Below are 13087 nucleotides of genomic sequence, written 5' to 3'. Positions count from 1 at the left end.
CAAGCTAGTGCGGGGGGCCGCGGGCTTCAACTCAGACCCGCAGCGCCACCCTTGCCGCCAGCCAGGAGACGCCCAGCACGGCGAAGTCGACCGCCACCAGCGGCAGGAGCGCGGGGTCGTCGGCGCCGAAGCCATAGGTGTAAAGCGCAAGCCCAGAGACCGGGCCGGGCAGGGCAACGATCAGGATCGCCATGGCGTTGTTGACGAAATGAAGCGCGACCGCCGCGCCCAGGTTGCCGGTGCGCGCGGTCAGATCCGAGGCCGCGACCGAAAAGGCCGCAGCCCAGAGCGCGGCGAGCAGGGCATTGGCGCCCGCCGCCTCGGGGCTGTAATGGGCCGCCGCGAACATCAGCGCGGGCAGGCCGATCCAGAGCACGGGGCTTTTGAACCGTGCGGCCAGCTGCTGTTGCAGATAGCCGCGGAACAGCAGCTCTTCGGCGAAGGTCTGGATCAGCAGCGCGGGCAGGGCCAGCGGCAGCAGCATCAACCAGGCGCCCATGGAGCGGTGCGGGACCGGCTCGGACCCCGAGGGCAGCGCGACCCAGATCAGCAGATACAGCAACGCCAGCGCGCGCAGCGCCCGGGCGAACTGGCGGATCGCCGGACCGGGCGCGCCGGTCAGGTCGCCGAGGCTCCGGCCCTGCAGAAGTTGCGCCGCAACGCCCACGCCGCAGATCAGGCACAGAAACGAGGTCAGCAGCCAGAGCGTGTCGGTCGCGGTCTGAGAGGTGACGAAGACGCCCCGGAACGCTGCCTCGGCGATGCCGGGGCCGCGCAGCGCCGCGACCGCGCCATAGACGCAATAGACAAGGCCGATCTGGACCGCCGCGACAACGGCCAGCCCGGCGCCGGTCCGCCAAAGCTCCGGCCGGGCGCGGGCGGTCGAGACAAGCGTTTCATGCGGGTCGTAGCGCATCGGGCGGCCCTTTCGGCCGCGACCCTAGACCGGGCGGGCGCCGGGCTTCAATGGCTTGTCTCATCGCCGCCCCGTCTCTATGCCGGGCCCGAGCCAACGACCGAGGACCCGATGCGCCGCCAAAGCCCCGCCCCGCCCCGCCCGCCGCGCCGTGCCATTGCGCTGACGGCTGCGGTGCTTCTGGCGCTGGGCGGCTGCGTGCCCGGAGGGGACGGGGTGCAGCGGGTCACCGTGGCCGGGGACCGCGTGGCGGTCGTCGCGCCCTACGGGTTCTGCGTCGACGAAGGCGCCAGCCAGGACGGCGAGGACGGGGCCTTCGTTTTGCTGGCCAGTTGCGCGGCACTGGTGCGGGCCCCCGGCGCCCCCGTGCCCGCCGAGGACGCGATCCTGACCGTGTCGGTCGCGGCCAGTCCGGGGCCGGGCGGCAGCCCCGAGGACCGCGCCCTTGTGCTGCGCCGTTATTTCCAGTCCGATCTGGGCCGTGCGGCGCTCGCGCGCAGCGGCGAACCGGACGATGTCGAGGTGCTGGACACAGAGACCGAAGAGGGGCTTTTCCTGGTCAAGTCCATCGACCGCGGCCCGGGGCTGGCCGAAGGGTTGCGGCCCGATGCCTGGCGCGCGATCTTCGAGGCCAACGGGCGGATCGTCACCGCAGCGGCAACGGGCTTTGTCGCGCATCCGCTGAGCGATCCGGCGGCGCGGAGCCTGCTGCGCGATCTCGCCCGGCGCAGTCTGGCCGCAACCGAAGCCCTTCCCGATCCGGCGTTGACCGCCAGTCCGTAGGCCGCGCCGCGGCCCGGTCCATTTCTTCCCCAGCGTTAACCTTCCGGCATCCTGCGCGCGCCTAAATTGGCGGCGACCCGAACCCCAACGTGACCGATGCCGACCTTGCCCAAACGCGACTCGCTGACCGACCGTCTTCTGTTCCGTCCCGCCCTGGCCGCCTGGAGCCGGGCCGGCGACGCCGCCGACCACCTTGACGCGCCCGATCTCGCCGCCCTGCGCGGCCGTGCCTGGCGCCTGCGCCACCGTCTCGACCGGGTGATCCACACCGCCGATGCGCGGCTGGCGGCGCTTCATGCCCGGGCCGGGGCGCCGCGCCTGCCGCTGGGGTCCGACTGGGGGTTTCGCCCGGCGCCCTTCTCGGGTCCGGTCGAACCGCGCGGGCTGACCGGGGTCGGCAACGGCACCCGTCTGGGGCCGCGGGTGACGCTGTTTCACGACGCCAACCGGGCCGACATCGCCTTGCGCCAGATCGCCAATACCGGCCCCAAGGACAGTGCGCCCTATGGCCTGTCGCTGGAGGTTTTCGGCTTTGACGGCGGGTTCCTGTCGGTGGTGTTCGACCTGCCGCTGCGGGCGGTCGAGGGGTTGCGACGACGCCATCTGATCCGGCTCGAGGCCGTGCTCGAGACCGAGGCGCCGGTCGACACCTTCGCCCGGCTCAACATCCGCCACGGGCCGAACCTGACCCAGGTCGTGCGCGCGCTGCCGCCGCGCGACCCCCGGATCGCGCTCGATTTCGACCTTGCCGCCAGCGATCTCAACGACCGCCGCGCCGAAAGGATGTGGATGGACCTGATCTTCGACGGCCCCGGAATGAACCGCATCCTGCTGTCCGATCTCGTCCTCAGCCGCCGTCCGAGGGCCGAGGCGTGAGGCCCGCGAATCTGCCCCGGCTCAGCGGGGAACGGCTGCAGGCGGGCCTGTGGGAGGCTGTACTGGACCTGCCGACCGGGGCGCCGCCGCCCGGGATCGAGGCCCTGCATGGCGACCGGGCGTTGCCGGGCGTTACCGCCTGTGCCGACCCCGACCGCCCGGGGCGGCATCGGCTGTCGGTGCCGATCCCCGCCGATCTCTTGTCGGACGGTGTGCAGAACGTGCTGATTCGCGACTGCAACACCGGCGCCACGCTGGCGCATGTCTCGATCCTTGCGGGGGCGGTCTTGGAACGGGACGTGCGCGCCGAGCTTGACCAGATGCGGGCCGAACTCGATCTGCTCAAGCGCGCCTTCCGCGACCATTGCCGCGAGATCCCGCTCTTTCCGCGCGTTTCGCACCGGTCCGGGTCCTGACGCGGCACCGGGGCCGGTCCGGCCGCCGGGACCTGCGCGCTTGCGCTGGGTGGGACGTAGTTTCGAGCTTCGCCGGGACGGAGTTTCGTTCCGGTGCCTCATCCCGCCGAAGCAAAGCCCAACGGCAGCCCGGGCCGTTTGAGGAAGGCCGCCCGCCAGCCGGGCCTGCGGCGCCGTTTGGAGACAGGGGTTAGGCCGGTTGCGACGGACGGGTGCCTCCGGCCGGAGCGGGCGGCCCGGTCATTTCCGTGCTGCCTCAAAGGCAATCCGGGGTCGCCTGCCGTCCCTTCGGGGCGTCGAACGCCGGCGTTCTTCACCGGCATGGCCTGGCGAATAGATCCCCATCGGAACGCCGGGCTGGCAGAGCCGCCTTGCACGCGTATGCTGAGCGAGTCCGCGTCCCGTTGGCGGGAGCCTGACGTCGGGTCCCCGGTGACAGCGGCGTGGCGGCGCGACAGTCTGTGCCGGGGGAGGACCGACGACATGACCGATTATCCGCATCTTCTTGCGCCGCTCGATCTTGGCTTTGCACGCCTGCCGAACCGGGTGCTGATGGGGTCGATGCATACCGGTCTGGAAGAGCGCGGCGACTGGGAACGGGTGGCCGAATTCTACGGGCTGCGGGCGCGGGGCGGCGTCGGACTGATCGTGACCGGCGGCATGGCACCCAACCCCGAGGGCGGTGTGTTTCCGGGCGCGGCCGGGCTTTATTCGCCCGAGGACATCGTCAATCACCGCCGGGTGACGGACCGCGTCCATGCCGAGGGCGGGCGGATCGCGATGCAGATCCTGCATGCGGGCCGCTATGCCTACAGCCCCGATTGCGTGGCGCCCAGCGCGGTCAAGTCTCCGATCTCGCCCTTTCCGCCGAAGGCGCTGGACGAGGCGGGGATCGAGAAACAGATCGCCGATATCGCCACCGCCGCGGCCCGTGCCCGCGAGGCGGGCTATGACGGGGTCGAGGTGATGGGGTCCGAAGGCTATTTCCTGAACCAGTTCCTGGTGCGCCACACCAATCGCCGCGAGGATGGCTGGGGCGGCAGCTACGAGAACCGGATGCGCCTGCCGCTGGAGGTCGTGGCCCGGGTCCGGGCCGCGGTGGGTCCCGACTTCATCCTGATCTACCGGCTGTCGATGATCGACCTGGTGCCCGACGGGTCCAGTTTCGATGAGGTGGTCGAGCTCGCGCAGCGGGTCGAGGCGGCGGGCGCCACGATCCTCAATACCGGCATCGGCTGGCACGAGGCGCGGGTGCCGACCATCGCGACCTCGGTGCCGCGGGCGGGCTTTGCCTGGGTCACGCAAAAGCTGATGGGCAAGGTCGGTATCCCGGTCGTGACCTCGAACCGGATCAACACGCCCGAGATCGCCGAGGGGCTGCTGGCCGGGGGCGCGGCCGACATGGTCTCGATGGCGCGGCCCTTCCTGGCCGATCCCGATTTCGTCGCCAAGGCGCGGTCGGGCCGGGCGCGTGAAATCGCGCCCTGCATCGCCTGCAATCAGGCCTGTCTGGACCATACCTTCAGCGGCAAGATCTCGACCTGCCTCGTCAACCCGCGCGCCTGTTTCGAAACGGAACTGCGTTACGAGACGGCCGCCACCCCGCGCCGGATCGCGGTCGTGGGGGCCGGGCCTGCGGGCCTGTCGGCGGCGCTGGTCGCGGCCGGGCGCGGCCATGCGGTGACGCTGTTCGACAAGGCCGGGGCGCTGGGCGGGCAGCTCAACATGGCGCGGCGCATTCCCGGCAAGGAAGAGTTCGACGGGCTGGTCGACTGGTTCGCCACCATGGTCGCGCGGGAGGGCATCGCGCTGAAGCTGGGGGTGGAGGCCGGGGTCGAGGATCTTCTGTCCTATGATGCGGTGGTGCTGGCGACCGGCGTCCAGCCGCGCGATCCGGGCATCGCGGGCCAGGACCTGCCGCATGTGATCTCTTATGTCGATCTGCTGGCGGGCCGGGCCGAGGCAGGGCCGCGCGTCGCGGTGGTTGGGGCGGGCGGTATCGGCTTCGATGTCGCCGAATATCTGGTCACCGGCGACAGCCCGACCTGCGATCCCGCGCTCTGGCGTGCCGAATGGGGGGTGGCCGATCCCGCGACCCATCGTGGCGGGCTGGCGCCCGAGGGTCCCCGGCCCGAGCCGCCGCGCCGCGCGGTGACGCTGTTGCAGCGAAAGGCCGAAAAGCCCGGCAAGCGGTTGGGCAAGACCACAGGCTGGATTCACCGCGCCGCGCTGCAGATGAAGGGCGTGACCATGCTGTCGGGCGTCAGTTACGACCGCATCACCCCCGAGGGGATCGAGATCAGCCTTGGCCCCGAGCGGCGCGAGCGGCGCCTGATCGCGGCCGATACGGTGGTGCTATGCGCCGGGCAGGAGCCCGAGCGAAGGCTGGCGGCAGAGCTGGAAGCGGCGGGCATCGCCTATCACCTGATCGGCGGGGCGGATGTGGCGGCCGAGCTCGATGCCAAGCGCGCCATCGACCAGGGCGCGCGGCTGGCGGCCACGTTCTGACCCCGGGCGCCTGTTTCCGATGGGACGACGATCCGTCCCGTTACCAAAGTATTGTCTGGGGCCTTCCCAATTCCTGCCCGATTCCGGCGGCATCTTGCGAAACGGTGGTAAGATGGGCATGCGAGCAAGGAAGAACCTATGGACAGACTGACCGAGATGGAGGCGTTTGCCACCGTCGTGGATCAAGGCGGCTTCACCGATGCCGCCAGGAAGATGGGCATTTCGAAATCGGCCGTGTCCAAGCACGTCTCGTCGCTTGAGGCGCGGCTGGGCGCGCGGCTTCTGAACCGCACGACGCGGCGCGTCAGCCCAACCGAGATCGGTCTGGCCTATTACGACCGCGCACGGCGGGTGCTGAACGATGCGGGCGAGGCCGATGCACTAGTCACGGCGATGCAGTCGGCGCCCTCGGGGCTCTTGCGGATCTCGGTCGCGACCGATTTCGGGGTCAATCACCTGTCGCCGCTTCTGGGCGAGTTCCTGCAGCAATATCCCGACATCACCATCAACATGGTGCTGAACAACCGCTTCGTCGAACTGATCTCGGAAGGCTTCGACATGGCGATCCGGGTGGGCGAACTGGAAGACAGCACCTTGCGGGCGCGCAAGCTGGCCGACACCACCAAGCGGATGATCGGCTCGCCCGCCTATTTCCAGAAATTCGGGCGCCCGCAGAAGATCGACGACCTGAACGAACACAAGCTTCTGCATTATTCCAACCAGGCCAGCGGCAATGTCTGGAAGATCACCGCGCCCTCGGGCGAAAAGCGGCAGGTGCGCACCGCGGGCTGGCTGACGGTGAATGACGGGCAGTCGCTGCTGAACGCCGCGATCGCCGGGCTTGGCATCGCCTACCTGCCGAGCTTCCTGTTCAAGGAGGCGAAGGAAAAGGGGCTGGTCGAAGAGGCGATCCCGGGCCTGCCGATGGAACGGCTGGGCATCTATGCGGTCTATCCGCCGGGGCGGTTCACCCAGCCCAAGGTGCGGGCCTTCATCGACTTCCTCATCACCCATTTCGACGGCGACGACATCATGATCTGAGCGCGGCCGCCCCGCCGTGCCAATGGCTATTGCGCCGTGTCGAGCACCGCCTCGACGCGGCGGTTTTCCCTGCGGCCGCTGTCGGTCGCGTTGCTGGCCAGCGGCGCAAGAAAGCCGACGCCCTCGGCCGCCACCCGGTCGGCGGGAACGCCCAGCGTCGCCACCAGATAGCTGCGCACCGCTTCGGCGCGCTTCTTCGACAGCGCGATATTCCCGGCCAGCCCGCCTTCGGTGTCGGTATGGCCCACCAGCACGATCCGGGCCCCGGGATGGGCGCGCAGATAGTCGGCAAGCGTGTCCAGCGCGGGGAAGGGGCCGCCGTCGAGGTTTGAGGCGCCGGTGGCGAAATCGACCCCGGCCAGCACCGCGCGCCCGTCGCGGTCGAGCCGGTCGGCCAGCGTGCCCTCGGTCGCCGGTCCGGCTGGGGCGTCGATCAGCGGCAGGGCCGCCGGGTCGGGCGACTTGGTGGATTGGACGGGCGCCGGGGCTTCGGGGCGGCCGACGCGGGTCACCTGCACGAAGGCGCGCTCTTCCGAGCGGCTGACCATCAGGCTGACATAGTCGGTGCCGTCGGGGCGTACTTTCTCGGCCAGCAGATAACGGAAATCGCCCAGATCGACATGCATCGCCGGTTCGGGCAGGGTGTCGGTGGCAAAGCGGAAGTCGAACCCGCCACAGCCCGCGGCCGCGCATTGGAAGGCGATCCGGTAGCCGCCCGCGATCAGCTGGGCCTTCAGCCCGTCGATCACCTGCAAGGTGCCTTGCCCGTCCAGCGGGGCCTGCCAGACCAGCCGACGGATCGCACCCTCGGCCCGCAGCGTCGGCACGGTCTGGCCGTCATAGGGGGCGGTCGGCAGCCGCAGGCTCGACTCGGCCTCGGTCTCGTCGGCGGCCACGGTCGCGGTCTCGGGCAGCGCGGGCACCTCTGCCGGCGCGCGCCCGGGCCAAAGCGCCAGAACCAGTGCCGGAGCCAGCACCGGCAGCAGGGCCGGAACCCGCGCCAGCGGGGCGGGCGGGGTCATCGATGTGCCCCGTGATAGGCGGGGTTCGGCTCCATCCCCGAGGCCGAGGCGACCCGGTTGGTCATGTTGAAGAACCCGGCCACGGCGGCGATGTCCCAGATGTCGCGGTCGGAAAAGCCCGCCGCGCGCAACGCCTGGCGGTCGGGCTCTTCGACCCGGTGGCTGGCCTCGGTCAGCTTGGCCGCGAAATCCAGCATGGCGCGCTGGCGCGGGCTCAGCGGCGCGACGCGGTAGTTCATCACCAGCGCCTCGCCCAGTGGCGGATCGCCCGACAGCTCGCGCACGGCGGCGCCATGGGCCACCTGACAATACCAGCAGCGGTTGATCGACGAGACCACGACCGCGATCATTTCACGCTCGAGCTTGGACAGCCCGCTGTCGCCCAGCATCAGGTCGTTATACATCGCCGTGAAGGCGTTCAGCTTGCCGATGTCGAAGGCATAGGCGGCCAGCACGTTCGGCACGAGGCCAAGCCGCTCCGCGCAGAGGTCGAAATACCGCTGCGTTTCGGCCGGCAACGGGTCCACAGCCGGCAGGTCGAGTGCCGTCGGACGGGGCGCGTCATGGGTCACTGCTCAGGCCTTTTGCGGCGCGATCGTTCGATAGTGATACTGTCCCACATCCGTCATGTTCAGGGAAGCATAGAGAGCGCGGGCCGCGTGATTGTGGTCTGTAACCAGCACGTTAAGCGATGTGGCCCCCTGATCTTGGGCCCATTGTGCGGCGGCCCGCATCATGTTGACGGCGGTTCCCTGCCGACGATGCTCGGGCGAGACCGCGACCGCATGCACGAAGGCCATGTCGCGGTCGAGCGCGGCGAAGGCCACGCCCGCGGCGCGGTCCTTTCGCCGTCCCAGAATGGCGGTCTTCGGCCCCTGAACCCGGGCCATCACCGCGCGCCGGGCCGGGCCGATGCCGTTTTCCGCCCAGAGCTCGTCCATGATCGCGAGCGGCTCCCAGAGCGTGAAGGCCGACACGGGCGGCGGCGGTTCGGCGGCAAGATCGGCAACCGCGCCCGACAGGATCGTCACCGGATCGACCACGGCATAGCCGCGCGCCGCGAGGTCCGCGTCAAGCGCCGTCTCGTCGGGCCGCACCATGAACAGCGGGGCCTGGCCCAGCGCCCGCATCCCGGCCTCGGCCTCGGCGACGGCCGCAGGGTCGAAGGCGCCGTCCAGCGTCGCGGCCGACACGCGCTTGCCGCCGCCCTGACCGTCGCGCAGGGACCAGGGGCCCGCGATGTGGCGGGCGGCGGGCGGCCAGGTTGCCTCCTGCCCTGCGAAAAGCCGCGCGAGGTTCACGCCATGGCCTCGGGGAACAGGGCGCACAGCTCGGCCATGGCCGCGTCGATCCGCGCGCCGTCCGAGCCGCGGATTACGATGTTGGTGCCGTAAACCCCGTCGCGGCTGAACGGGTAGGACCCGATGGACAGATCGTCGAACCGCGCGGCCAGCCCGCGCAGCTCGCCCGCGATATCGCCTTCGGGCCGCTCGACGCAGAGCGTCTGCGACATCAGCGGATCGCCTCCCGCCAGCGTCGGCAGCACGCCCGCGACCATCGCCTGGAACACGCTGGGCACCCCGGCCATGACATGGACATTGCCGATCACGAAGCCCGGCGCGGCCGAGATCGGGTTTGCGATCAGCGTGGCGCCGTCGGGGATGCGTGCCATGCGCAGCCGCGCCTCGTTCAGATCTCGCCCCATCCGCGCGCAATATTCGGCCAGCAGGGCGCGGGCATCCTCGCGCACGCCGATGCCGACGCCGAAGGCCGCCGCCACCGCATCGGCGGTGATGTCGTCATGGGTCGGTCCGATCCCGCCCGAGGTGAAGACGATGTCGTAATCGGTCCGAAGCGCGTTCAGCGCGGCCACGATCCGGTCCTGACGGTCGGGGACGATGCGGACCTCGGCCATCCGGATGCCGTGCTTGATCGCCTCGCCCGCAAGGTAATGCATGTTGGCGTCGCGGGTGCGGCCCGACAGGATCTCGTCGCCGATCACCAGCATCGCCGCGGTGGGGTTGGTCATGGCTGCCTCCTTGCCCGGCCGATCTGCCCGGTCCCGGTCGCGGGGAGCCCGTCTTGCCCTGTCCGTGCCCGGCTTGCCGGTTCTCGCCCTAGGGTATAGGAGCCCGCCATGCGCTTTCAAAGACCCCTCGTGCCGGGGCGGCTGATCCGCCGCTACAAGCGGTTCCTCGCGGATGTGCGGCTGGAGGACGGGACCGAGGTGACGGCGCATTGCCCGAATTCCGGCGCGATGCTGGGTCTGACCGAGCCCGGGCTGCGGGTCTGGCTGGAGCCCAATGACGATCCGCGCCGCAAGCTGGGCTTTGCCTGGCGGCTGGCCGAGCTTGCGGGTGGGCACTGGGCCGGGGTCGATGCGGGCCTTGCCAACCGGGTGGTGGCTGAGGCGCTGGCCGAGGGCCGGGTTCCGGCGCTCGCGGGCCATGACCGGGTCCGCCCCGAGGTGCGCTATGCCGCCCGCAGCCGGGTCGATTTCCTGCTGAGCGGCGCCGGACAGCCCGACACCTATCTCGAGGTCAAGAACGTACATCTGCGTCGCGAGGGCGACCGGGCCGAGTTTCCCGATTGCGTGACGGCGCGCGGCGCCCGGCACATGCGCGATCTGGCCGAAATGGTGGCCGCCGGGCACCGGGCGGCGGTTCTGTTTCTGGTGCAGCGGACCGATTGCGGGCGCTTCGGGCTCGCCGCCGATCTCGACCCCGGCTATGCCGAAGCGGCCCGGGCGGCGGCCGCGGCGGGGGTCGTTTTCCTGTGCCACGCCACCCGCATCGGCCCCGAGGGCGTAACGCTTGCGCAGGCGCTTCCGGTCGATCTGGGCTGAGGCGGACCGGCGCGACCGTTCCGCCTCTGGTCTTTGCCTGCCGGGGGGCGTATCTCTGGGTCAAGCCATGAAGGAGTGCGCATTGGACGAGAAGACCCGCGGCAGGCGGACGAAGGACAACATTCGCATCTACGACCCCGAGGATTTCGCCGGCATGCATGCTGCGGGACGTGTGGCGGCCGAGATCCTCGACGAAATCGCGCCTCTGGTCTTCCCGGGCCAGACGACGGCCGAGATCGACCGCGTCATCACCGATCTGGTCGAGGCCAAGGGGGCGGTGTCCGCCACCATCGGCTACAAGGGCTACAAGCACGCCAGCTGCATCTCGGTGAACCACGTGGTCTGCCACGGCATCCCGGGGCCCAAGGTGCTGAAGGATGGCGACATCCTCAATGTCGACGTGACGGTGATTGTCGATGGCTGGTACGGCGATACCAGCCGGATGTATGTGGCGGGCAAGCTCTCGCGCAAGGCCGAGCGGCTGATCCAGGTCACCCACGATTCGCTGTTCAAGGGGATCGAGGCGGTCCGTCCCGGCAACACCTTCGGCGATATCGGCGCGGCCATCCAGACCTATGTGGAATCCCACCGCATGAGCGTGGTGCGCGATTTCTGCGGCCACGGGCTGGGGCGGGTGTTCCACGCGCCGCCGAACGTGCTGCATTACGCACCGTTCCGGCTGAACGAAGACGGCCAGAAGGTCACGATCTCGGGCACCCCGACCCGCGACCCGACCCCGGTTCTGGAAGAGGGCATGTTCTTCACCATCGAACCGATGGTCAATCTGGGTCGCCCCGAAACCAAGATCCTGGCCGATGACTGGACTGCCGTGACCCGCGACAAATCGCTGTCGGCCCAGTTCGAGCATTCGATCGGCGTCACCGCCGATGGCTGCGAGATCTTCACGCTCTCGCCGGGCGGGCTTTTCCACCCTACCTACAGCTGAGCCGCCCCCTTCCCGGGGCGCGGCGCTCCGAACGACAATCCGGGCAGTCCGCCGTCTTCGGGCGGCGATGGAGGCGGTATCATGGTCGAACTCTTCGCACGTCTGACGCCGATGCGCTGGATCGTGGGCATCGCGGCGCTTCTGGCGATCGCGGTCTCGGTCTGGCAGCTCGAGTCCGAGCGGCGCGGCATCGTCATCGCCCCGGTGCCCGGCACCGGCGCGACGCCCGCCACGGTCTACCGGCTGAAGGACGCGCCGCCCGCCCCGGTGGTGATCGTCTCGCACGGCTTTGCCGGATCGCGCCAGCTGATGCAGGCCTGGTCGCTGACGCTGGCGCGCGCGGGCTATGCGGCGGTTGCGTTCGATTACGAAGGGCACGGGCGCAACCCGGTGCCGATGTCGGGCGATCTCGACAGTCCCGAAGGCACGGCGCTTCTGCTGATGGCCGAGACGCGGCGGGTGACCGATGCCGCGCTGGCCCAGCCCTGGGCGGACGGGCGGGTCGCGATCCTCGGCCATTCCATGGGCAGCTATATCGCGATCCGCGAGGCGCGCGACGACCCGCGGATCGCCGCCACCATCGGCATCGCGGCGGCCAACGACTCGATCACTGCGACCGAGCCGCCGAACCTGCTGATGATCAACGGAGAATGGGAGACCCGGCTGGCCACGGACCCGCTCGAGGCGCTGCAGCTGGCCGATCCGTCGGCGCAGCTGGGCGATACCGTGGGCGATCCGGCGACGGGCACAGGGCGGCGCGCGCTGCTGGCGCCCGATGTCGAGCATATCGGCGTGATCTGGTCGCCGACCGCGCTTCGCGAAACCCGGGCCTGGCTTGACGCAACCTTCGGGCGGACAAGCGGCGGGCCGGTTGTCGAGATCGGCGGCTGGATCGCGCTGCTGCTCGTTGGCATCGTGGCGCTGGCCTGGCCGCTGGCGCGGATGCGCGGCCAGACCGAAGCGCCCCGGCCCGCACCGCTGCCGCGCCGCCGCTTCCTGATCGTGGCGTTGCTTCCGGCGGTGGCGGTGCCGCTGATCCTGGCGCCCTTCCGCACCCAGTTCCTGCCGGTGCTGGTGGCCGACTACCTCGCCGTCCATTTCGCGCTTTACGGCGCGATGGTGCTGGCGCTGCTGGCCTGGTGGGGCGAGGTCCGCTGGGCGGGCTGGCGCGAGATCGGCCGGATCCTGGCGCTGGCCGCGCTGGTGGCGCTTTACACGATCGGGGTCTTCGGCTTCGCCATGGACCGCTACGTGACCTCGTTTTACCCGATCCCGATCCGGGGCCTGATCATCGCGGCGATGGCGGTCGGGGCGGTGCCCTACATGCTGTCGGACGCGCTGATGGTCGAGGGCGGCCGCGCGCCGGTCTGGCGCAGCCTTGTGTCGCGCGGCGCCTTCCTGGCCTCGCTGGGGATCGCCACCGCGCTCGACTTCCACCGGCTGTTCTTCCTGCTGCTGATCCTGCCGATCATCCTGATCTTCTATCTGCTGTTCGGCACCATGGGCGGCTGGATCGGCCGCGCCACCAACCGGCCCGCGGGAGTCGGGCTGGGGCTTGGCCTTTTTCTGGCCTGGGCGCTGGGCGTGACCTTCCCGATGTTCCAGGCTGTCTGATCGGGCCGCATCGCGGGACGCAGAGCGGGCAGGGGGTATTTGAACCAAGAAGAAGACACAGTTCGTCGAACGCGGCGCATCCCGACCCGGCACGGACCTTTCATGTCGCGCAGCAGCGCC

Annotated in this window: 13 protein-coding genes; 8 read left to right on the top strand and 5 right to left on the bottom strand. The window is 70.0% G+C overall.

The window, feature by feature from the left end:
* Positions 1-31: 31 nt before the first annotated feature.
* Positions 32-916 (bottom strand): CPBP family intramembrane glutamic endopeptidase, encoded by an 885-nt coding sequence (locus C8N38_RS06680; protein ID WP_108025161.1) that lies wholly within the window; start codon positions 914-916, stop codon positions 32-34.
* A gap of 111 nt (positions 917-1027) precedes the next feature.
* Between C8N38_RS06680 and C8N38_RS06675 the strand changes: the two genes are divergently transcribed.
* From C8N38_RS06675 to C8N38_RS06655, 5 genes are all read left to right on the top strand, one after another.
* Complete coding sequence (locus tag C8N38_RS06675) at positions 1028-1699, top strand: hypothetical protein (protein ID WP_108025159.1); 672 nt, start codon at positions 1028-1030, stop codon at positions 1697-1699.
* Between the two features lie 105 nt (positions 1700-1804).
* Entirely contained in the window at positions 1805-2575 is a 771-nt protein-coding gene (locus tag C8N38_RS06670; protein ID WP_146176234.1) for a DUF6478 family protein, read from the top strand.
* Positions 2572-2991 carry a hypothetical protein gene (locus C8N38_RS06665; RefSeq protein WP_245895570.1) on the top strand — a complete coding sequence of 140 codons (420 nt, stop codon included), beginning with the start codon at positions 2572-2574 and terminating at the stop codon, positions 2989-2991. The genes C8N38_RS06670 and C8N38_RS06665 overlap by 4 nt, the downstream gene beginning before the upstream one ends.
* Before the next feature lie 483 nt (positions 2992-3474).
* On the top strand, positions 3475-5499 hold the full coding sequence (locus tag C8N38_RS06660; protein WP_108025155.1) for an NADPH-dependent 2,4-dienoyl-CoA reductase: 2025 nt from the start codon (positions 3475-3477) through the stop codon (positions 5497-5499).
* A gap of 138 nt (positions 5500-5637) precedes the next feature.
* On the top strand, positions 5638-6540 hold the full coding sequence (locus C8N38_RS06655; RefSeq protein WP_108025153.1) for a LysR family transcriptional regulator: 903 nt from the start codon (positions 5638-5640) through the stop codon (positions 6538-6540).
* Positions 6541-6566: 26 nt separating this feature from the next.
* Here the strand turns inward: C8N38_RS06655 and C8N38_RS06650 are convergent, their stop codons facing one another.
* From C8N38_RS06650 to C8N38_RS06635, 4 genes are read right to left on the bottom strand one after another with little or no spacing between them, the layout of a single operon-like run.
* Positions 6567-7562 carry an OmpA family protein gene (locus C8N38_RS06650; RefSeq protein ID WP_108025151.1) on the bottom strand — a complete coding sequence of 332 codons (996 nt, stop codon included), beginning with the start codon at positions 7560-7562 and terminating at the stop codon, positions 6567-6569.
* Positions 7559-8134 carry a peroxidase-related enzyme gene (locus C8N38_RS06645; RefSeq protein ID WP_108025149.1) on the bottom strand — a complete coding sequence of 192 codons (576 nt, stop codon included), beginning with the start codon at positions 8132-8134 and terminating at the stop codon, positions 7559-7561. The genes C8N38_RS06650 and C8N38_RS06645 overlap by 4 nt, the downstream gene beginning before the upstream one ends.
* A gap of 3 nt (positions 8135-8137) precedes the next feature.
* The gene (locus C8N38_RS06640) at positions 8138-8890 is read right to left on the bottom strand and encodes a GNAT family N-acetyltransferase (protein WP_245895568.1); all 753 of its coding nucleotides are present in this window, start codon (positions 8888-8890) and stop codon (positions 8138-8140) included.
* Positions 8860-9591 carry a competence/damage-inducible protein A gene (locus C8N38_RS06635; RefSeq protein ID WP_108025145.1) on the bottom strand — a complete coding sequence of 244 codons (732 nt, stop codon included), beginning with the start codon at positions 9589-9591 and terminating at the stop codon, positions 8860-8862. Before C8N38_RS06635 ends, C8N38_RS06640 begins: the two co-directional genes overlap by 31 nt.
* Before the next feature lie 108 nt (positions 9592-9699).
* Here C8N38_RS06635 and sfsA point away from each other — a divergent pair, with 108 nt between their 5' ends.
* The 3 genes from sfsA (at position 9700) to C8N38_RS06620 (ending at position 12967) form a co-directional block, all read left to right on the top strand.
* Positions 9700-10407: a DNA/RNA nuclease SfsA gene (gene sfsA, locus C8N38_RS06630; protein WP_108025144.1), complete on the top strand. Its 708-nt coding sequence runs from the start codon at positions 9700-9702 to the stop codon at positions 10405-10407.
* 67 nt (positions 10408-10474) lie between these two features.
* Positions 10475-11353 carry a type I methionyl aminopeptidase gene (gene map / locus C8N38_RS06625; RefSeq protein WP_215731103.1) on the top strand — a complete coding sequence of 293 codons (879 nt, stop codon included), beginning with the start codon at positions 10475-10477 and terminating at the stop codon, positions 11351-11353.
* Positions 11354-11434: 81 nt separating this feature from the next.
* On the top strand, positions 11435-12967 hold the full coding sequence (locus tag C8N38_RS06620) for an alpha/beta hydrolase family protein (protein WP_108025140.1): 1533 nt from the start codon (positions 11435-11437) through the stop codon (positions 12965-12967).
* Positions 12968-13087: the final 120 nt, after the last annotated feature.

The sequence above is a fragment of the Rhodovulum kholense genome, assembly GCF_003053725.1.
In the GTDB taxonomy this organism is placed as follows: domain Bacteria; phylum Pseudomonadota; class Alphaproteobacteria; order Rhodobacterales; family Rhodobacteraceae; genus Rhodovulum; species Rhodovulum kholense.
Note: the sequence above shows the minus strand (reverse complement) of the source record. Positions and strands in the feature narration are given on the sequence as shown.

Coding starts and splice junctions, on each gene's coding strand:
- C8N38_RS06680 (WP_108025161.1), bottom strand. CDS start 916: ATGCGCTACGACCCGCATGAAACGCTTGTCTCGACCGCCCGCGCCCGG.
- C8N38_RS06675 (WP_108025159.1), top strand. CDS start 1,028: ATGCGCCGCCAAAGCCCCGCCCCGCCCCGCCCGCCGCGCCGTGCCATT.
- C8N38_RS06660 (WP_108025155.1), top strand. CDS start 3,475: ATGACCGATTATCCGCATCTTCTTGCGCCGCTCGATCTTGGCTTTGCA.
- C8N38_RS06655 (WP_108025153.1), top strand. CDS start 5,638: ATGGACAGACTGACCGAGATGGAGGCGTTTGCCACCGTCGTGGATCAA.
- C8N38_RS06650 (WP_108025151.1), bottom strand. CDS start 7,562: ATGACCCCGCCCGCCCCGCTGGCGCGGGTTCCGGCCCTGCTGCCGGTG.
- C8N38_RS06635 (WP_108025145.1), bottom strand. CDS start 9,591: ATGACCAACCCCACCGCGGCGATGCTGGTGATCGGCGACGAGATCCTG.
- sfsA (WP_108025144.1), top strand. CDS start 9,700: ATGCGCTTTCAAAGACCCCTCGTGCCGGGGCGGCTGATCCGCCGCTAC.
- map (WP_215731103.1), top strand. CDS start 10,475: ATGAAGGAGTGCGCATTGGACGAGAAGACCCGCGGCAGGCGGACGAAG.
- C8N38_RS06620 (WP_108025140.1), top strand. CDS start 11,435: ATGGTCGAACTCTTCGCACGTCTGACGCCGATGCGCTGGATCGTGGGC.